The organism is Ruegeria sp. AL12, from assembly GCF_056540885.1.
This window is the reverse complement of the sequence record NZ_JBQFXN010000006.1, coordinates 165,208-184,113: the sequence shown is the minus strand read 5'-3', so window position 1 is coordinate 184,113 and position 18,906 is coordinate 165,208. Positions and strand designations below refer to the sequence as shown.

Below are 18,906 nucleotides of genomic sequence, written 5' to 3'. Positions count from 1 at the left end.
TCGAATGGAAGATAAATTGGGGTCGGCGGCAATGGGGCCGCCACGCAAAACGGGAGACCCGCAGGGGCGGGAGTGCTCCCATCTAGGATACGCATATGTTTGATGTAACGAAGAAATCGATGCAGTGGGGCGAGGAAACGCTTACACTGGAAACCGGCAAGGTTGCCCGTCAGGCTGACGGCAGCGTGATTGCCACCCTGGGCGAAACCAGCGTCATGGCCAACGTGACCTTCGCCAAGGAACAGAAGCCCGGTCAGGACTTTTTCCCGCTGACCGTGCATTACCAAGAGAAATACTATGCCGCCGGCAAGGTTCCGGGTGGCTTCTTCAAGCGCGAAGCGCGCCCGACCGAGAAAGAGACGCTGACCGCGCGTCTGATCGACCGTCCGATCCGTCCGTTGTTTGTTGACGGCTTCAAAAACGAAGTCTTGGTGATGTGTACCGTGCTGAGCCACGATCTGGTCAACGATCCCGACATCGTTGCGATGATTGCTGCTTCGGCTGCTCTGACCATCTCGGGCGCGCCGTTCATGGGCCCGATCGCGGGCTGCCGCGTGGGATACACCGACGGTGAATATGTCCTGAACCCAACCGTGGACGACATGCAGGACCTGCGCCTGAACCCCGAACAGCGTCTGGACCTGGTTGTGGCCGGCACCAAAGACGCCGTGATGATGGTGGAATCGGAAGCGTACGAACTGTCCGAAGCGGAAATGCTGGGTGCGGTGAACTTTGCGCATGAGCAGATCCAACCGGTCATCGACCTGATCATCTCGCTGGCGGAAGAAGCCGCGAAAGAGCCGTTTGACTTCCAGGCGCCGGATTATTCCGAGCTTTATGCCGCAGTTAAAGCCGCCGGTGAAGAGCAGATGCGCGCCGCCTTCGCGATCACCGACAAGCAAGAGCGCACCGCCGCCGTTGCCGCCGCCCGCGAAGCGATCAAAGAGGCGCTGACCGAAGAGCAGCTGGAAGACGGCAACCTCGGTTCCGCGATGAAAAAGCTGGAAGCCGGCATTCTGCGCGGCGACGTCGTCAGGGGCGGCAAGCGGATCGACGGTCGCTCGACCACCGATGTCCGCTCGATCGTTGCGGAAACCTCGATTCTGCCCCGGACCCACGGTTCTGCCCTGTTCACCCGCGGTGAAACACAGGCGCTGGCCGTGACCACGCTGGGCACCGGCGACGATGAGCAATTCATCGACGCGCTGCACGGCAATTTCAAATCGAACTTCCTGCTGCACTACAACTTCCCCCCGTATTCGGTGGGTGAAGTTGGCCGCGTTGGTTCGCCCGGCCGTCGCGAGATCGGCCACGGCAAACTGGCATGGCGCGCGCTTCAGGCGGTTCTGCCTGCGCCGACCGATTTCCCCTACACCATCCGCGTGGTGTCGGAGATCACAGAATCCAACGGCTCGTCCTCGATGGCCTCTGTCTGCGGCGGTTCGCTGTCGATGATGGATGCGGGTGTTCCGCTGAAAGCGCCGGTTGCCGGTGTGGCCATGGGTCTGATCCTGGAAGATGACGGTGAATACGCTGTTCTGACCGACATCCTGGGTGACGAAGACCACCTCGGCGACATGGACTTCAAGGTTGCGGGCACCGAAAACGGCATCACCTCGCTCCAGATGGACATCAAGGTTGCCGGTATCACGCCGCAGATCATGGAAACCGCCCTGGCACAGGCCAAGGAAGGCCGGATGCACATTCTGGGCGAGATGGGCAAAGCCCTGTCCGAGACCAACGATTTCTCGGTCCACGCCCCGCGCATCGAGACCATGAACATCCCGACGGACAAGATCCGCGAAGTGATCGGCTCGGGCGGCAAGGTCATCCGCGAGATCGTCGAGGTTTCGGGTGCCAAGGTCGACATCAACGACGATGGCGTGATCAAGATCGCCTCGCCCGATGGTGAGTCGATCAAGAAGGCCTATGACATGATCCATTCGATCGTGGCAGAACCTGAAGAAGGTCAGATCTATACCGGCAAAGTCGTCAAGATCGTCGATTTCGGCGCCTTCGTGAACTTCTTTGGCAAGCGTGACGGTCTGGTCCACGTGTCGCAGATCGAAAACCGCCGCCTGAACCATCCGTCGGATGTTCTGAAAGAAGGTCAGGAAGTCAAAGTCAAACTGCTGGGCTTTGACGATCGCGGCAAGGTGCGCCTGTCGATGAAAGTCGTCGATCAGGAAACCGGCGAAGAGATCGTTCCGGAAAAGAAAGAAAAGAAAGAGGAAAACGCAGAGTAATCTGCCCCTCTGACAGACAGCGGAAGGCCCCGGTTTCATCCGGGGCCTTTTTTGTTTGCGCGGCAGCAGGACGGTTAACTGCGCCGCAACTTTGGTAAATCAATTATTAACACTTATTGCGTGTATTAACTCAACCTTAAGGGGTATATTGCCGTTTTCAAGGAAGCTGTTCGACCGTGGCATCGATTACTGTTTACGAAATCAGCGCAGACCCGTTCAGCAACCGCAGTGTTGATATTACTGCTGCGTATTCGGTCGACGTCACGGATAATGACGCTCTGCTGCAAGATCCCGACCCGGATGGCAGCTCGCAACTTGACCTCGGGTCTCTTCCCGGCTTTTCCGGCTCGACCCAGAATTTCAGTACTTTCGAAAACTACACAGGAACGGTCGATGGCGCGCCGGTCACGTTCATCCTGATCCAGTTTTCAAACCCGCGTTACATCATAGTCACTTCGGGTCAGGCCGAACTGAATGACACGATTTCAGATACCAGTTTTGCCGGCGCCGCGCCGCCATCCGCGTATGACACTTTGCCTTCTTTCGTGTGTTTCACCTCAGGATCTCTGATCCAGACACCGACTGGGCTGCGCCGGGTCGAGGCGCTGGAGCCCGGCGACCCGGTCATCACCGCCGGCGGCCATGCCCGCCCGGTCCGCTGGATCGGCAAGCGCCGGTTGTCCGCGGCTGAGTTGCGGCGAAACACGCACCTGTCCCCTGTACGGATCAAGGCGGGCTGTTTCGGGTCGAACAGCCCAAGCCGCGATCTCGTCATTTCCCCACAGCACCGGATTGCCGTGACCTCGACCATGATGGAGCTTATGCATTGCGAAGCGGCGATGCTGGCCCACGCAAAGGGGCTGATCAATGGGCATACCATCGTTCAGGAAACGCCCGCACACGGGGTGGAGTACATTCATATCCTCTTTGATCAGCATGAGTTGGTGAATGTCGAAGGAATCTGGTCCGAGTCCTTTTACCCCGGCGACACCAGCCTTGGGGCAATGGCACCCGCCACCCGAAGCGAGCTGTTCGAACTGTTCCCGGAACTTGCCAATGGTGAAGGCAGTTACGGTTCGACCGCATTGCCGGTCCTCAAACCTTTCGAAGTCCGGGTGCTGTCGGCGGATCTGGCGGTTCCGGGCTGGAAGATCCGCCCCAGTGAATCCGCAAAAGCCGCCTGACCGCAGGTCAGTGCGCGACACCACCGGGGCCATGTTTCAACAGGTGCCACTGGCCGTAGCTGTCTTTCAGATCCAGTTTGATCGCCGCATCGGCTCGGGTCGAGGCGCTGCCGATCTCGGCAATGGTGAATTCGATCCCACCGGGAATATCGATACGTACACGGTGCTCGCCGCCACCATGCGGGGCCTGAATCGGGCGCCCGGTCGACTTTAGAACGTCGCCAACGGCAACGCTGGCCGTTCGTCCTTCGATATCCATCTCAAGCTCGATCGGCAGGTACAGCGTGTCGTGCACCGTCTCACACATGGCCCGGAACACGTACCAATGGGTTGCCATCTCTTCGGTTTCTTCGCCGTGAAAGACTTTTTCCAACGCATCGCGCTGCGCCGGTGAGGCCGCGGGGTCGACGATCACCTGCATTTCGCCGCCACCTTCGAATATTGGCCCGGGCCATGCATAGATCAACGCAGCCTTGGTTCCACTCAGATCCGTTTCGCCAAAATATCCGGTGGATATTTCAAGCACCTCGAAGCCGCGGCAATCGCCATGCGTCGGCAATTCCTCGAACTGGCAGGGGCAGGCATAGCCGCAGTTGCAGTTTCCGAAGCTTTCTCCCTCGACGTACCAATCTGTAAAAGCCATGGTTTTCTCCTGTTCAGGACAGTCAGAAAGCCCGACATCGTTGGTCACATGCCTGTATGTTTCCCCAAAACAAACTATCACAACTTGATTGCAATCTGAACCTGACGCGCGCAAACGGCTGCAAATGGCCTAAACCTTAGTTCTATTCGCCCTGTTTCAACCAAAAACCAATCGCAGGTCTCCGCTGCCATCCCCAGTTCCACTGCATCGCCACAACGCAAAAAAGGAGATACGATATGGAAACCTTGAAACTGCTGACACTGACGGGATTGATCGCAACCGCACCGGTTCTTGCTTTGGCCAATGTCGGACTGGGCGACAAACTGGGCACAAGCGAAGCCGATATCCGCGCGGCGCTTGAAGCCCAGGGGTACCAGATCGAAGAGATCGAATTCGAAGGTGGGAAGATCGAGGTTGAACTCACCAAGGATGGCGTGGAAACTGAACTGGTTCTGTCTGACACGGACGGGGTGGTGACGGCCATCGAGCTCGAAGAGGACGACGACTGAACCTGCAACGTTCAAGGGGCCGCATGAAAGTACCTCAAACGTCTTTGCTCTGGCTCCTTCTGGTGGTGCAGGCCCTCTGCGCCGCCTTTTTCATGACGGATGCGGTGCTGGATTGGACAGGCGGCGACGGCGCAGGGTTTCGTCACCTTCATTCGTTCGAACTGTTTCTGTCGCTGGCGCTTGTCGGCGGCCTGAGCGCCACGATCGCCCTGATCCGTTCCCAGTCCAGACGGGTGCGCGACATGCAACGGCAACTGCAAGTGGCGCAAGGGGCTTTTGCGCAGGTCATCGAAACCCAGTTCAGCGAGTGGCAGCTCAGTGATGCTGAGCGTGACGTCGCCATGCTGACGATCAAGGGTCTTTCCATCGCGGAAATCGCCGGAATGCGACAGACGAAAGAAGGGACGATCAAGGCCCAAAGCGCCGCGGTCTATCGAAAGGCGGGCGTTTCCAGCAGGGTGCAGTTGCTCAGTTTCTTTGTCGACGAACTCCTGTCAGAACCGTTGGTCAGGGATGTGCCCTGAAACAGTGGCAGAGCCTCGTGTCTATTCACTCACACATTCCTAAAAACCTGTGAAACGAAGTGAAGGCCCGGCGCCTTTCTTTTTGGGCAAGCCTCGTCCACATCCATGGCATGCGGACTTTGGAACACTGGAGATGGTTATGTTCACGCGCCTCATTCTCGCCTCTTCGGCTCTGGCGATCAGCGCAACGGCGCTTGCCGCGCAGAGCCTGGGCGACGGCACCTATTTTCACGGCTTCATCGGCTACAGCCAGCTACAGGACAGCGATTTCACCGGGACGATCGGTGGCGCGACGCAATCGGTCGATACCGAATTCGACGCAGGTTTCGGACTGGGCCTCGCGATAGGCAAGGGAATCCCGCAATGGTCCAACGATATCATCGGAACGCGGATCGAGCTGGAACTGTCTTATCGCGACAGCGACGTGGACGGCGTGAACTTTACCGGCAATGGTCCGGGGCCCGAGGGCAATATCTCGGGCGACGTCACGCAAACCTCGTTATTTGCCAATCTGCTGTTCGATTTCAAACAGGCCGGCGCGCTGACACCGTTTGCCGGGTTTGGTCTGGGGGCCACCTATTCGGATCTGGATTTCTCTTACGGGCCGGGTGTGGCGCTGGACGGCTCCGACACCACCTTGGCCGCCCAGCTGATCGCCGGTTTGGCATATGACATCAACGCGTCGACAGCGTTTACCGTTGATGCCCGTTACGCCCGTGCCTTTGATGTTTCGTCGCAGCGCCTGGCCCCCAACGGAGCTTTGACCGGCAACGTAGAGGACGACCTGGATACTTTCAGCATCAATTTCGGACTTCGCCATAATTTCTGATTGCTTCGGGTGTCAGGTTTCTCTCCGGTTTCCTGCCCCTCTTTGCCCTCGCGCCTCAGGCGCGGGGGCACCCGGAAAACCCCAAAAAATTACAGCACGCGCTGGATATGCCGGTGGTCGCCCGACCTGCAACAACCGTCTGCTTCATCTGGCTGAAAATATCCTCGGGGGGAATCGTGCCAGCGGGCACGATGGGGGGCAGACAGCCCCCCTGACCCGGCAACCGGCTTACGACGGCGCTTTGGTCTTGCGCAGATAGGGGAAGATCGTTTCGAACTCGCCAAACTTGGCCTTGGCGTCTTCGTTCGACACGGTTGGCGGGATGATCACGTCTTCGCCCGGCACCCAGTTGGCAGGTGTCGCAACGCCCTTGGCCGACATCTGCAAACCGTCAAGCGCGCGCAGAATTTCGGCAAAGTTCCGGCCCACGGTCATCGGGTAGGTCATAGACAGCTTCAACTGCTTGTCCGGGCCGATGATAAAGACCGAACGCACCGTGGCACTGTCAGCCGGTGTGCGGCCATCGGGCAGATAGGCTTCGGCCGGCAGCATGTCGAAAGCCTTGGACACAGCCAGACCGTCATCGGCGATGATCGGAAAGCCGGGTTTGGCCTTGCCATATTCCTCAATGTCCTTCTTCCACTTTTTGTGGTCTTCGACGCCATCGACCGATACGCCGATCACCTTGGTGTTGCGCGCGGCCCATTCGTCATTCAACTGCGCAACGGCCGAAAACTCGGTGGTGCAAACAGGTGTGAAATCCTTTGGGTGCGAGAACAGAATGGCCCAGCTGTCGCCAATCCAGTCGTGAAACTGAATGGTGCCCTGATCCGTTTCTGCCGTGAAATTCGGAACGGTGTCGTTGATACGCAAACCCATGGGGCATCTCCTTCTCTGTGAAAAACCTGAATCGGTTGTTTGGAACCTAATCACTTTGTGTGCAGGTTAAACCGCCCATCGCGCTTGGCGATACGGATTTCGTGGGCATTGCCCGAAAATAATTTGATCAAATTCACTATTGCTCAGCCTGTACATGGGTGACAGAGTGGCCCCGAACAGCCGGTTTCAGGCAGACCTTCAGGAGGGCTCAGGATGATCGAAAAGCGGGATTTCTATATTAATGGTCGGTGGGTGGCCCCATCGCAGCCCAATGACTTCGAGGTCATCAACCCGTCAACCGAAGACCCCTGCGCCGTGATCTCGCTTGGCGCCGAAGCCGACACGAATGCGGCCGTTGCCGCGGCCAAGGCCGCCCTGCCGGGCTGGATGGCCACGCCAGTGGAAACCCGCATCGCGCTGGTGGAAAAACTGGTCGAACTCTATGCAGCCCGGGCAGAGGATCTGGCGCAGGCGATGTCGCTGGAAATGGGCGCCCCGATCGATCTGGCGCGTTCGGCGCAGGCGGGCGCCGGCATCTATCACCTGAAGAACTTCATCCGCGCCGCCAGGTCGTTCGAATTCGAGCGCCCGCTGGGGGATCATGCGCCGAATGATCGCATCATTTACGAGTCGGTTGGCGTTGCCGCTTTGATCACGCCGTGGAACTGGCCGATGAACCAGATCACGCTCAAGGTTGGGGCTGCTGCGATTGCGGGCTGCACGATGGTGCTGAAACCGTCGGAACAAAGCCCGCTGAACGCGATGATCTTTGCCGAGATGATGGACGAGGCAGGCTTCCCGCCCGGTGTGTTCAATCTGGTCAACGGCGACGGCGCGGGTGTTGGTTCGCAACTTTCGGGTCATCCGGATGTGGACATGGTCAGCTTCACAGGTTCGACCCGCGCAGGCACCGCGATTTCCAAAAACGCGGCTGAAACCCTCAAGAAAGTACATCTTGAGCTTGGAGGCAAAGGAGCCAACGTCATCTTTGAGGACGCGGACGAAAAAGCGGTCAAGCGTGGGGTGCTGCACATGATGCAAAACACCGGCCAAAGCTGCAACGCCCCCAGCCGGATGCTGGTTCAACGCCCGATCTATGACAAGGCTGTGGAAACCGCGGCCGAGGTCGCAAACATGGTCAAGGTTGGCCCTGCCTCAGAGGAAGGCCGCCATATCGGCCCGGTGGTGAATGAAGTTCAGTGGACCAAGATTCAGGACTTGATCCAGAAAGGCATCGATGAAGGGGCGCGGCTGGTCGCAGGCGGCACCGGACGGCCAGAGGGGCTGAACAAGGGCTACTATGTCCGCCCCACGGTCTTTGCCGATGCAAACAACCAGATGACCATCGCCCGCGAAGAAATCTTTGGCCCGGTTCTGACCATGATCCCCTTCGACACCGAAGAAGAGGCTATCGAAATCGCCAATGATACCCCCTATGGCCTGACCAACTATGTTCAGACGCAGGACGGCGCGCGTGCCAATCGCATGGCACGGGCGCTGCGGTCGGGCATGGTCGAAATGAACGGGCAATCGCGCAGCGCGGGCTCACCGTTCGGCGGCATGAAGCAATCCGGCAACGGGCGTGAAGGCGGCGTCTTTGGGCTTGAGGACTTCCTCGAGATCAAAGCTGTCGGTGGTTGGGCGGCAGAGTAACTATACCTGCAAAGCAGACAGATCGGGCGGGGCAACGCGGTTGGCCCCGCCCACAACCCCCTATAGGGGCCGCACCACAAGCTGGGGTACGCCATCGGACGTGCGGCGCCGGGATTGACCGTCCCACCCAATCTCTCCGGTGACGCGCTGTCGAAATGCAGAAAAGCTGTCAAAGCGCACCACATCTACCGGCGCATCGAAATGCAGGGTCACTCGGCGACGCGCGCCATCGCCAAGAATGGTCATACCGCGAATTTCGGCCGTGAACGCCTGACCCAGATAGCGCCCTTCGACCCGATCACCCACGCGCAGATGCATCCGGTTTCCGGCAATTGCGTGCAAGGTGTTCCAGTCTCGAACGCCATGCTGATGGGCCAGCAGTTCCAATGCCGCACTGTGCGACAGCGAAACGCCCTTCGTTTTCAAGTCTTCCCGCAGGCGTCTCGCCTGCGCTTTCAGCTCTTCAACCGGAGCAACGGTTTGGGATCGTGTCATCATGTGCCTCGTTTCCTTGAACGGGCGCGAAGTCAGGACGGGGCTCGCATTTCCATCCGCGCGCCGGGAAAGGGCAACAGATGCTTTTCAAACCGGGTTTCACCAAAGCCAATGGCCGCGAACGGCAGGGGACCCGAACCTGAGGTGCCTTTTGGCAGCGGCTGGGCCGTATGTCAATCAGGCGTCTGCCTGCGCCGCCTCATAGGCCAGCATGGCACGCTTGACAGGCAAGCCCCAGTGATAGCCCCCCAGACCACCTGATTTGCGCAATGCCCGATGGCAGGGGATCAACCAACTGACCGGGTTGCGGCCAACTGCCGTTCCCACGGCGCGAACGGCTTGCGGCGAGCCGACTCGCTGGGCGATCTCGGAATAGGTCGTGACCTGCCCGGACGGGATATGCATCAGCGCTTCCCACACCTTGATTTGCAAAGGTGATCCGATCAGGAAAACCGGCGTCGGCTCCAACCGGTCGCTGGCAGCGCCAAAAGCACTCAGCGCCCAAGGACGCAGGCGCATCGGATCTTCGACAAACGTTGCCTTGGGCCAGCGCGAGGTCATGTCTTCCATCGCGGCCTCTTCGCCGGTCTCGGCACCGAAGGCGATGCCGCAGACACCCTTGTCGGTCCCCATGACCAGCGCAGGGCCAAAGGGGCATTCGAACCACCCCCAATAGATCGTCAGACCTTCGCCTTTTCGGGCATATTCGCCAGGGCTCATCGATTCCCACTTCAGGAACAGATCATGCAGACGCCCGCTGCCGGACAGGCCCACATTGTGGGCCGTTTCCAATGTCGTAAACCGTTCACGCAACAATGCCTTCGCATGGCCCAGCGTCAGGTATTGTTGATACCGTTTCGGTGACACCCCGGTCCAACGCGAGAACAAACGCTGGAAATGGGCCGGGCTCATATCCATCTGGCGGGCCAGTTCATCAAGGCTCAGGCCTTCACCGCCCTGATCGATCAACTCGATTGCCCGGCGCATGACGTTGTAATGATAACCGCTTTCTGGGGTCTGGACGTTCATGGTTCCACCTCATAATCTGACAAAACCATAGCGCGCCGGCCACGCTGTCGCGACCCGGAACTTGCGCATTGGCTTTGTGCTTGTGTCAGGGCGCGGTGGACGGCATTAAGGCCCGGATGGCAAAGCAACTCGACTATCATACGATCCGCGAGATTTTCACGCGCTTTCAAGAGGCCGACCCGGAACCCAAGGGCGAGCTGGAGCATGTGAATGTCTATACTCTGGTCGTCGCCGTGGCCCTTTCGGCGCAGGCCACGGATGCGGGCGTCAACAAGGCGACGCGCGAGTTGTTCAAGATCGCCGACACGCCGCAAAAGATGCTGGATCTGGGCGAGGACGGCCTGATCGAGCACATCAAGACCATTGGCTTGTTCCGCCAGAAGGCCAAGAACGTCATCAAGCTCAGCCGTATCCTGGTTGACGAATATGGTGGCGAGGTTCCCAATTCCCGGGCTGCCCTGCAATCCCTTCCGGGTGTGGGCCGCAAGACGGCCAACGTGGTTCTGAACATGTGGTGGCGGCAACCGGCGCAGGCGGTGGACACCCATATCTTTCGCGTCGGCAACCGCACCGGTATTTGCCCCGGCAAGGATGTGGACACGGTCGAACGCGCCATCGAAGACAATATTCCCGCTGACTTTCAACTTCATGCGCATCACTGGCTGATCCTGCATGGTCGGTACCACTGCAAGGCGCGCAAGCCGCAATGCCCGACCTGCATCATCCGTGATCTCTGCCAATTCGAGGACAAAACCCTATGAAGACTTATCAACTGACCGGCATCGGAAATGCCGTTGTGGACGTGATTTCCCAGGCCGATGACAGCTTTCTGGAGCTGATGGGCATCGACAAAGGCATCATGCAGTTGATCGAACAGGAACGCGGCGAGGTGCTGTACGCCTCGATGGAAAGCCGCGTTCAAACGCCGGGTGGCTCGGTGGCCAATACCATTGCGGGCGCAGGCGCGCTTGGGCTGGATGCAGCGTTTATCGGCCGGGTACACGATGACGCTCTGGGCCGGTTCTATGCAGATGCGATGAACGAAGATGGCGTCGACTTCGTGAACCCGCCTGTTCCGGGTGGCGAATTGCCCACGTCACGCTCGATGATCTTTGTGTCGCCTGATGGCGAGCGGTCGATGAACACCTATCTGGGCATTTCCTCGGAACTGTCGTCTCAGGACGTTCCGGATGAGGTCGCAGGAAACAGCCAGATCATGTTTCTCGAGGGGTATCTGTTCGACAAGGAAAAAGGCAAGGCGGCATTCCTTGAGGCCGCACGTGCCTGTCACAAAGGTGGCGGCAAAGCCGGGATCGCCATTTCCGACCCGTTCTGCGTGGAACGGCATCGGGTGGATTTCCTGCTGCTGATTGAAAACGAGCTGGATTTCGTGATCGGCAACGAGGCCGAGATCAAATCCCTGTTCGAGACCGACGACCTGGAAGAGGCGCTGCGGCGCACGTCGGCGATCTGCCCGCTGGTGGTCTGCACCCGTTCGGGTGACGGGGTGACGGTTATGAACGGCGATGCTCGCATTGACGTACCGGTCGAGAAGGTCGTCCCCGTTGACGCAACAGGTGCCGGCGACCAGTTTGCCGCCGGGTTCCTGTTCGGCATGGCGACGGGACGCGATTACGAGACCTGCGCCCGCATCGGCAATGTCTGTGCCCGCGAAGTCATCAGCCATATCGGCCCCCGCCCCGAGGCGAACATGCTGGAGCTGCTGAGGGAAGAACGGTTGGTTTGAGGACGCGGGTTTCCCGCGCCTTTCTTCGGGAAAAAATTCGGCTCGACTCTGCGAGCGCGGCCTGAACACCGGGCCTCGGCGCCCCTTTTCTACTGGCAGGGCCGGCTCTGACAGCGTTATGCTTTTAGCATCAAAAAAGGGGGGCTGTCATGAGAGCACTGCTGTTCACGACGGGATCGCCATTTGCAAGGGCGGTCAGGATCGTTCTGGACGAACTTTCGCTAGATTACGAAAGGCGAGAGGAAATCACCACGCCCAGCGCCGAGCAACGCGCGCAGGCTACTCCAACATTGCAGGTGCCGACATTCTGGGACGGCGATCTTGTGCTGTGGGAAAGCGGCACCATCGTCGAATACCTGCTGTCGACCTATCCGGACAGGCCGCAGGCCGCGCCGAAACTGGCGCCCTTTGCCTTTCGGCCCGGGGACGCGCAGTGGCAGGACAAGCTGGTGTTCTCGACTATCCAGACCTTCGGCAACGCGGCCACGACCATCTCGCAAATGAAGTGGTCCGGCGTGAGCGTGGGCCAGAACACGCATCTTCAGCGGTCAGCCGAGAAGCTGGCCCATATCCTGGACTGGCTGGAGAACCGGCTGACCGGCGAGGACGGTTTCGTGCCGGGCTACCTGTCGATGCAGGATATCTTTCTGGCCGCCCATGTGCGTTTCGTGCAGGCAAGGCCGCTTGGGGTAGATCTGAAGCTGGACCGGTACCACAAGGTTTCGGCGCTGCTCGACCGGCTGGACGCGCGCGACAGTTTCAAGGCAAACCCGATTTGGTGGTGGGAACCGGGGGTCATCGGCTATGAGGCCGACGGCACGCCGGTTACTCACCGGTCGGGCGGGGTCCAGTCCGTCTGAACCGACTCACGTCGGCTGAGCCGCAAGGCCAGGCCGATGGCGACACCCACACCAATGGCAACGGTCAGGTCGATGAAAACGGTCAGCAGCATGGTCAGCAACAGCAGCGCCCGATCGCTGGGGCGCGCGCGGGCGTATTCGCCCCATTTGTGCGGCTCGCTCATGTTCCAGGCGGTGATCATCAGCAGTGCGGCCAATGCCGGCATGGCCAGATAGCCCGCCGCCGGGGCCGCGACCAGCATGATCAGCAGGATGGCCAGCGCGTGGATGATGCCGGCCACCGGCGTCTTGCCGCCAGCCTTGATGTTCGTCGCCGTGCGCGCGATGGCGCCGGTGGCCGGCAGCCCTCCGAACAGGGCCGAGGCGATGTTGGCCGCGCCCTGCGCCGTCAGTTCTGCGTTGGGCCGGTGCTGTCCGCCGATCATGCGATCAGCAACCATGGCCGACAGCAGCGATTCAACCCCCGCCAGAAAGGCGATGGTGACGGCCGAGGGGAACAGCTCGACAAAGCGCGACAGCGACAGATCGGGCAGCTGCGGCGCCGGCAGGGTCGAAGGCAGATCGCCGAACCGCGAATGGATCGTGTCGACCCCCAGCCCCATCAGCGCGACCAGCGCCGAGGCAACGCCGACCGCGATGATGAGCCCCGGAAAACGTGGCGCGATCTGGCGCAGGGCCACGATCAACACCGCCGCCAGCAGGGCGATTCCCGTGTCCGGCAGGTTCAGCGTGTCGCGCGCAGCCCACAGCGCGGGCACTTTTTCAAGGAATTCGGCGGGAAGATTCTGAATCGACAGGCCAAAGAAATCCTTGATCTGACTGGCGGCGATGATGACGGCGATGCCGATGGTAAAGCCGTTGACGACCGCTTCGGGCACGAACGAGATCAACCGCCCGGCCCGGAAATAACCCGCGATCAGCAGGATGAAGCCCGCCATGAAGGTGGCCATGACCAACCCGTCATAGCCGTGTTCGGCAATCACGCCGAACACCACCACGATGAAGGCGCCGGTCGGGCCTCCGATCTGGACCCGGCTGCCCCCCAGCGCCGAAATGACGAACCCGGCGACGATGGCCGTGACCAACCCTTGCGCCGGGTCGGCACCCGAGGCGATGGCAATCGCCAGACTCAGCGGCAGGGCCACCATGGTAACCGAGATCCCGGCGATCAGATCCGCCGTGAACTGGGTCATGTCATAGGTTTTGAGCGTCGTCAGGATCTTTGGCTGGCGCATGAAATCCACCACTCCATTTGGCCGCACACTGTCGGGCGGCCATAAAAGCGCATCAGACTTGTACCTAATTCAATACCACGTCAAGTGCGACGAATATGCGCGCCGAACGCCTTCAACACCTGCTCGTAAACCTCGCGCTTGAAGGGCACAATCTCGGCGATCAGGCGCTCGGGGTCCTGCCATTTCCAGCGGGTGAACTCGGGGTGGTCGGTTTCGATGTCGATCTGGTCGTCGGTTCCCAGAAACCGCATCAGGAACCATTTCTGCTCCTGCCCACGATATCGGCCCTTCCAGATCTTGGGCACGATATCATGCGGCAGGTCATAGGGCAGCCAGCCTTCGGTCTCGGCCACGATTTCCACAAGATCGCCGGTTACACCGGTTTCTTCCCACAGCTCTCGCAAGGCCGCATCACGAGGGTCTTCGCCCTTGTCCACGCCGCCTTGTGGCATCTGCCACGCGTCCTCGAACCGGTCGTTGCGCTGACCGACGAAGATCTGGCCCTGATCGTTCATCAGCATCAGCCCGACGCAGGGGCGATAGGGCAGTTTGGCAATTTCTTCGGGGGTCACGCGCGGCCTCATCGTGTTGTTTCACCCACCTCTAGCAATCACCGGCGCAACAGCAAAGAGGGTGACGTGGGGTTTCGCGTGACAAAGTTTACGCGAACGTCAATCTATCACGCAAATTCAGGAGGGAGAGTTTTGCCATGACTGTGTACCCAAACATGCTGGCACCACTGGATCTGGGCTTTACCACGTTGAAGAACCGGGTCCTGATGGGCTCGATGCATACCGGGCTGGAGGAAACCGGCGACTGGAACCGGGTGGCCGAGTTCTATGCCGCCCGCGCGCGCGGTGGCGTGGCGCTGATGGTCACGGGCGGCATCGGGCCGAACCTCGAAGGCTCGGTCCTGCCGGGGGCTGCAATGATGACCAGCGACAAGGACGTGGCCAATCATTCCGTCGTCACCGACCGGGTGCATCAGGCGGGCGGCAAGATCGCGATGCAGATCCTCCATGCGGGTCGCTATGCCTATGGGCCGAAATGCGTGGCGCCCAGCCCGGTGAAGTCGCCGATCTCGCCTTTCCCGCCGACCGAGCTGGACGAGGACGGCATCGAAAAGCAGATCAGTGACATCGTGAACGCCGCCGTGCTGGCCCAAAAGGCGGGCTATGACGGGGTCGAGATCATGGGGTCCGAGGGGTATTTCATCAACCAGTTTCTGGTGACCCACACCAACAAGCGCACAGACCGCTGGGGCGGGTCCTATGAGAACCGGATGCGCCTGCCACTGGAAATCGTGCGCCGCACCCGCGAGGCGGTGGGCACCGATTTCATCATCATCTACCGGCTGTCGATGATCGACCTTGTACCCAATGGTTCGACCTTCGAAGAGGTGGTGCAACTGGCGCAAGCGGTCGAAAAGGCCGGGGCCACGATCATCAACACCGGCATCGGCTGGCACGAGGCGCGGATTCCGACCATCGCCACATCGGTGCCCCGCCGGGCCTTTGCCTGGGTGACGAAGAAACTGATGGGCAAGGTGGGGATTCCGGTCATCACCTCGAACCGGATCAACACGCCCGAAGTGGCCGAGCAGGTGCTGGCCGAGGGCTGTGCCGACATGGTCTCTCTGGCGCGGCCGATGCTGGCGGATGCGGATTTCGTAGCCAAGGCGATGGCAGGTGACTCGGCCAGGATTGCGCCCTGCATCGCCTGCAACCAGGCCTGTCTGGATCACACTTTCAGCGGCAAACTGACCTCCTGCCTGGTGAACCCGCGCGCCTGCCACGAGACGGAGCTGGTGATCGAAAAGGCCGCCACGCCCAAGCGCGTGGCCATCGTGGGCGCGGGTCCGGCGGGCCTGTCCACGGCGATGACGGCGGCGGAGCGCGGCCATGACGTGACCGTGTTCGACAAGGCCGACGAGATCGGCGGGCAGCTGAACATGGCCAAGCAGGTGCCGGGCAAGGAAGAGTTCTGGGGCTTGGTGGACTGGTACCGCACCATGCTGAACGATCTGGGCGTCAAGGTCGAACTGGGCCGCAAAGTCGGCGCCAACGATCTGGTCGGGTTCGACGAGGTGGTGATCGCCACGGGCGTCAACCCGCGCGACCCGCAGATCCCGGGCGAGGACCGCGACAATGTCGTGAACTATATCGACGTGCTGCGCGACAAGGCCCCGGTGGGCAAATCGGTGGCCGTGATCGGCGCCGGCGGCATCGGCTTCGACGTGTCGGAATACCTGCTGGAAGAAGGCCATTCACCCACCACCGACCTGCCCTTGTGGATGAAGGAATGGGGCGTCGCCGACCCCGAGCAGCACCGCGCAGGCCTGGCACCCGAAGGTCCGCAGCCCGAAGCGCCCAAGCGGCAGGTCACGCTGCTGCAACGCAAGAAGCAGGCGCATGGCAAGGGGCTGGGCAAGACCACCGGCTGGATCCACCGCGCCACGCTGAAGATGAAGGATGTCAACTTCGTGGGCGGCGTGAACTATGAACGCATAGACGACGAGGGGCTGCATGTCTCGTTCGGAGAAGAGCGCGCCGATCCGACCGTCATCAAGGCGGATACGATCGTTCTGTGTGCAGGACAGGTGCCCGAGCGGTCGCTGGCCGACGCGCTGATCGAACGCGGGATCACCCCGCATGTGATCGGCGGCGCGGACGTGGCCGCGGAACTTGACGCCAAACGCGCGATCAATCAGGGCACACGCCTTGCCGCAGAGTTCTGAAGCCACTCGTTCAGAGTGTCTTCAGTCCGACAGCGCGAGCTTTGCACCCAAGGCACCAAAAGCGGTTGCGAAACACCGCTTTATCCACGCCATCACAGCAGGGCGTCGGATCACATAGTCCCGCGCCAGTGCGGCGCATGCGCCATACCCGACAAAAACAACAAATGTCATGGCCATGAAGGCCAGCGCCAGTTTGGCCAGTTCCATTCCTGCATTTGCTGCATTCGCCGGCAGGAATTGAGGCAGAAAGGCCAGGAAGAATAGCGACAACTTTGGGTTCAAAACGTTGATCAGCGTTCCTGTCACGGCAATTCTAAAGTCGCTTTTTGCGGATTTCTCCGCCGCGACGTCCATGGCACCGCCGTCCTTCAGGATTCCCCATGCCATGTAGAACAAGTACAAGACGCCAAGATATTTGATGAGTTGAAACGCGACGGCACTGGTGTGCAGCAAGGCTGCAAGTCCGATGATGCTGGCCAAGGCCGCCGGAACGATCCCAAGTGTGCATCCGAAGGCTGCGGCGAGACTTGCGCGAAACCCGCGCCCAAGACCGACAGCCAAAGTATAGATGACGCCGGTACCCGGCAGCAAAACAACAATCAATGATGTGATGAAGAATTCCAGCGACATTATTATCCCCTGCAAATGCAGGCAGATTCACTAAGTGCGCCGAAAATGTAAACGCCTTTCCATCACATGTACCGAACGGACGGTTTCAACGGCCTGCGGCTATTCCACGGTGATCGTGATCACCTCGGATACAATCGGCGGGGAATGCGGCACATGCCCGGCGTCGCCCAGAACCAATTGCAGCGTGTGTTCGCCCGGCGACAGATCCAGCGTTACTTCGGTCTGGCCGCCTCCGAAGTGCATGTGATTATCGTCGGCGGGCAATCCATTTGCCAACTCAGCCGCGCCATCCTCGCCTTCACCCAGCGGAGGACGGTCAAGCAACAGGTGGTGGTGCCCGGTGTTTTCTTTCTCGGTTCCGGCGGGTGCGACGCCCATGCCGCTGAGGCCAAAGACAACCGTGACCGGTGATTGCACGGTGTCGCCATCCGACAGGTTGACGAAATAGACCTTTGCATCAGGATTCGACGGGGTCTCTCCTCCGGCATGCGCAAAGCCCACCGAAAGGCAAAGCGCAGCAATGGCGAAAAAGGTTCTCATGATCTCCTCCCTGGTCACAAAAATGCCATTCTCAATGCGATACCTTAGCGCGATTGCCTGAAAAACACAGCGTCACAATGCCTGAGGCGCGTTTGGAAACCACTGTTTCTACGTTTCCCATACGCAAACGATCCGATTCAAATCCCTGATATTATCCCATGTCTGCCCCGTTTCCGCCCAGATTCAGCGCCATAGTCAGGACGTAAATCAAGATCTGGGGAACGACGAGTATGGACCGACTGACCGAAATGGAAGCCTTCGCCAATGTGGTGGACCAGGGTGGCTTCACCGATGCGGCCAAAAAGATGGGCATCTCCAAATCAGCTGTGTCCAAACACGTATCAAGCCTTGAGGCGCGCCTGGGAGCGCGGCTGTTGAACCGCACCACGCGCCGGGTTTCACCAACGGAAATCGGGCTGGCCTATTATGACCGCGCGCGGCGCGTGTTGAATGATGCCGGAGAAGCGGATTCACTGGTCACTTCAATGCAATCGGCCCCGTCTGGTCTTTTGCGCATCAGCGTTGCCACGGATTTCGGCGTCAATCACCTGTCACCTGTTCTGTCCGAGTTCCTTGCAGCCTACCCCGACATCACTGTGAACATGGTTTTGAACAACCGCTATGTCGAGCTGATTTCCGAAGGATTTGACGTGGCCGTGCGTATTGGTGAGCTGGAAGACAGCACATTGCGCGCCCGCAAACTTACCGAGACGGTCAAACGCATGGTCGCCGCGCCCAGTTATGTCGAAAGGTTCGGCCGGCCGCAGAAGATCGATGATCTGAACGAACACAAGCTGCTGCATTATTCCAGCCAATCCTCGGGCAATGTCTGGAAACTGACCGCGCCATCCGGCGAAAAACGTCAGGTTCGTACCGCCGGGTGGTTGAGTGTCAATGATGGCCAATCCCTGTTGAACGCAGCGGTTTCCGGCCTGGGTATCGCCTATCTGCCCAGCTATCTTTACGCTGAAGCCCTGAAGGCCGGGCTGGTTGTCGATGCAATGCCGTCCCTGCCTGACGAAGTTCAAGGCGTTTACGCCGTCTACCCGCCGGGCCGCTTTACGCAACCCAAAGTGCGGGCCTTCATCGATTTCCTCGTTGATTCCTTCCACGGGAAGGGTCCGATGGACTGGTAATTTCTCCCTGAAGACCAACCTTCGGCCCGC

General features: G+C 59.8%; 18 protein-coding genes and 1 pseudogene. 11 read left to right on the top strand and 8 right to left on the bottom strand.

Annotation, left to right across the window (positions count from 1 at the left end):
* Positions 1 to 95: 95 nt before the first annotated feature.
* A complete protein-coding gene (gene pnp, locus ACR0C6_RS15870) occupies positions 96 to 2,246 on the top strand; it encodes a polyribonucleotide nucleotidyltransferase (RefSeq protein ID WP_152459385.1) in 2,151 nt (716 codons plus the stop codon).
* A gap of 176 nt (positions 2,247 to 2,422) precedes the next feature.
* Positions 2,423 to 3,223, top strand: a pseudogene (locus tag ACR0C6_RS15865) (Hint domain-containing protein); the annotation flags it as partial.
* Positions 3,224 to 3,437: 214 nt separating this feature from the next.
* On the opposite strand, the gene ACR0C6_RS15860 reads toward ACR0C6_RS15865, so the two are convergent.
* Positions 3,438 to 4,073: a DUF1326 domain-containing protein gene (locus ACR0C6_RS15860; RefSeq protein ID WP_171616995.1), complete on the bottom strand. Its 636-nt coding sequence runs from the start codon at positions 4,071 to 4,073 to the stop codon at positions 3,438 to 3,440.
* A 236-nt stretch (positions 4,074 to 4,309) separates the two neighbouring features.
* Here ACR0C6_RS15860 and ACR0C6_RS15855 point away from each other — a divergent pair, with 236 nt between their 5' ends.
* From ACR0C6_RS15855 to ACR0C6_RS15845, 3 genes are all read left to right on the top strand, one after another.
* Positions 4,310 to 4,582: a PepSY domain-containing protein gene (locus ACR0C6_RS15855; RefSeq protein WP_171233448.1), complete on the top strand. Its 273-nt coding sequence runs from the start codon at positions 4,310 to 4,312 to the stop codon at positions 4,580 to 4,582.
* 23 nt (positions 4,583 to 4,605) lie between these two features.
* Entirely contained in the window at positions 4,606 to 5,106 is a 501-nt protein-coding gene (locus ACR0C6_RS15850; RefSeq protein ID WP_171206718.1) for a helix-turn-helix transcriptional regulator, read from the top strand.
* 139 nt (positions 5,107 to 5,245) lie between these two features.
* The gene (locus tag ACR0C6_RS15845) at positions 5,246 to 5,935 is read left to right on the top strand and encodes an outer membrane protein (protein WP_480620139.1); all 690 of its coding nucleotides are present in this window, start codon (positions 5,246 to 5,248) and stop codon (positions 5,933 to 5,935) included.
* Positions 5,936 to 6,163: 228 nt separating this feature from the next.
* On the opposite strand, the gene ACR0C6_RS15840 is transcribed toward ACR0C6_RS15845, so the two are convergent.
* On the bottom strand, positions 6,164 to 6,814 hold the full coding sequence (locus ACR0C6_RS15840) for a peroxiredoxin (RefSeq protein ID WP_171117162.1): 651 nt from the start codon (positions 6,812 to 6,814) through the stop codon (positions 6,164 to 6,166).
* 213 nt (positions 6,815 to 7,027) lie between these two features.
* On the opposite strand from ACR0C6_RS15840, the gene ACR0C6_RS15835 reads away from it, so the two are divergent.
* The gene (locus ACR0C6_RS15835) at positions 7,028 to 8,467 is read left to right on the top strand and encodes an aldehyde dehydrogenase family protein (RefSeq protein WP_480620137.1); all 1,440 of its coding nucleotides are present in this window, start codon (positions 7,028 to 7,030) and stop codon (positions 8,465 to 8,467) included.
* A gap of 60 nt (positions 8,468 to 8,527) precedes the next feature.
* Here the strand turns inward: ACR0C6_RS15835 and ACR0C6_RS15830 are convergent, their stop codons facing one another.
* Both ACR0C6_RS15830 and ACR0C6_RS15825 read right to left on the bottom strand, forming a co-directional pair.
* The gene (locus ACR0C6_RS15830) at positions 8,528 to 8,962 is read right to left on the bottom strand and encodes a glyoxalase superfamily protein (protein WP_480446681.1); all 435 of its coding nucleotides are present in this window, start codon (positions 8,960 to 8,962) and stop codon (positions 8,528 to 8,530) included.
* A 177-nt stretch (positions 8,963 to 9,139) separates the two neighbouring features.
* Complete coding sequence (locus ACR0C6_RS15825) at positions 9,140 to 9,991, bottom strand: bifunctional helix-turn-helix domain-containing protein/methylated-DNA--[protein]-cysteine S-methyltransferase (RefSeq protein WP_480620135.1); 852 nt, start codon at positions 9,989 to 9,991, stop codon at positions 9,140 to 9,142.
* A gap of 116 nt (positions 9,992 to 10,107) precedes the next feature.
* Between ACR0C6_RS15825 and nth the strand changes: the two genes are divergently transcribed.
* The 3 genes from nth (at position 10,108) to ACR0C6_RS15810 (ending at position 12,598) form a co-directional block, all read left to right on the top strand.
* Entirely contained in the window at positions 10,108 to 10,752 is a 645-nt protein-coding gene (gene nth, locus ACR0C6_RS15820; RefSeq protein WP_171117154.1) for an endonuclease III, read from the top strand.
* The gene (locus ACR0C6_RS15815; protein WP_480620133.1) at positions 10,749 to 11,738 is read left to right on the top strand and encodes an adenosine kinase; all 990 of its coding nucleotides are present in this window, start codon (positions 10,749 to 10,751) and stop codon (positions 11,736 to 11,738) included. The genes nth and ACR0C6_RS15815 overlap by 4 nt, the downstream gene beginning before the upstream one ends.
* A gap of 149 nt (positions 11,739 to 11,887) precedes the next feature.
* A complete protein-coding gene (locus ACR0C6_RS15810) occupies positions 11,888 to 12,598 on the top strand; it encodes a glutathione S-transferase family protein (protein ID WP_480620131.1) in 711 nt (236 codons plus the stop codon).
* Here ACR0C6_RS15810 and ACR0C6_RS15805 read toward each other — a convergent pair.
* Both ACR0C6_RS15805 and ACR0C6_RS15800 read right to left on the bottom strand, forming a co-directional pair.
* Positions 12,568 to 13,833, bottom strand: a complete 1,266-nt coding sequence (locus ACR0C6_RS15805) for a SulP family inorganic anion transporter (protein WP_480446678.1) — start codon at positions 13,831 to 13,833, stop codon at positions 12,568 to 12,570. The two genes, ACR0C6_RS15810 and ACR0C6_RS15805, sit on opposite strands and share 31 nt — an antisense overlap.
* A gap of 80 nt (positions 13,834 to 13,913) precedes the next feature.
* Positions 13,914 to 14,405: an RNA pyrophosphohydrolase gene (locus ACR0C6_RS15800; RefSeq protein ID WP_480446677.1), complete on the bottom strand. Its 492-nt coding sequence runs from the start codon at positions 14,403 to 14,405 to the stop codon at positions 13,914 to 13,916.
* A 137-nt stretch (positions 14,406 to 14,542) separates the two neighbouring features.
* On the opposite strand from ACR0C6_RS15800, the gene ACR0C6_RS15795 reads away from it, so the two are divergent.
* Positions 14,543 to 16,570, top strand: coding sequence for an FAD-dependent oxidoreductase (locus ACR0C6_RS15795; protein ID WP_480620129.1), 2,028 nt, complete (start codon positions 14,543 to 14,545; stop codon positions 16,568 to 16,570).
* A gap of 21 nt (positions 16,571 to 16,591) precedes the next feature.
* Here the strand turns inward: ACR0C6_RS15795 and ACR0C6_RS15790 are convergent, their stop codons facing one another.
* Both ACR0C6_RS15790 and ACR0C6_RS15785 read right to left on the bottom strand, forming a co-directional pair.
* Positions 16,592 to 17,200 (bottom strand): LysE family translocator, encoded by a 609-nt coding sequence (locus ACR0C6_RS15790; protein ID WP_480620127.1) that lies wholly within the window; start codon positions 17,198 to 17,200, stop codon positions 16,592 to 16,594.
* 99 nt (positions 17,201 to 17,299) lie between these two features.
* Positions 17,300 to 17,740: a DUF4399 domain-containing protein gene (locus ACR0C6_RS15785; RefSeq protein ID WP_480620125.1), complete on the bottom strand. Its 441-nt coding sequence runs from the start codon at positions 17,738 to 17,740 to the stop codon at positions 17,300 to 17,302.
* A 230-nt stretch (positions 17,741 to 17,970) separates the two neighbouring features.
* Here ACR0C6_RS15785 and ACR0C6_RS15780 point away from each other — a divergent pair, with 230 nt between their 5' ends.
* The gene (locus tag ACR0C6_RS15780; RefSeq protein WP_152459401.1) at positions 17,971 to 18,876 is read left to right on the top strand and encodes a LysR family transcriptional regulator; all 906 of its coding nucleotides are present in this window, start codon (positions 17,971 to 17,973) and stop codon (positions 18,874 to 18,876) included.
* Positions 18,877 to 18,906 lie beyond the last annotated feature (30 nt).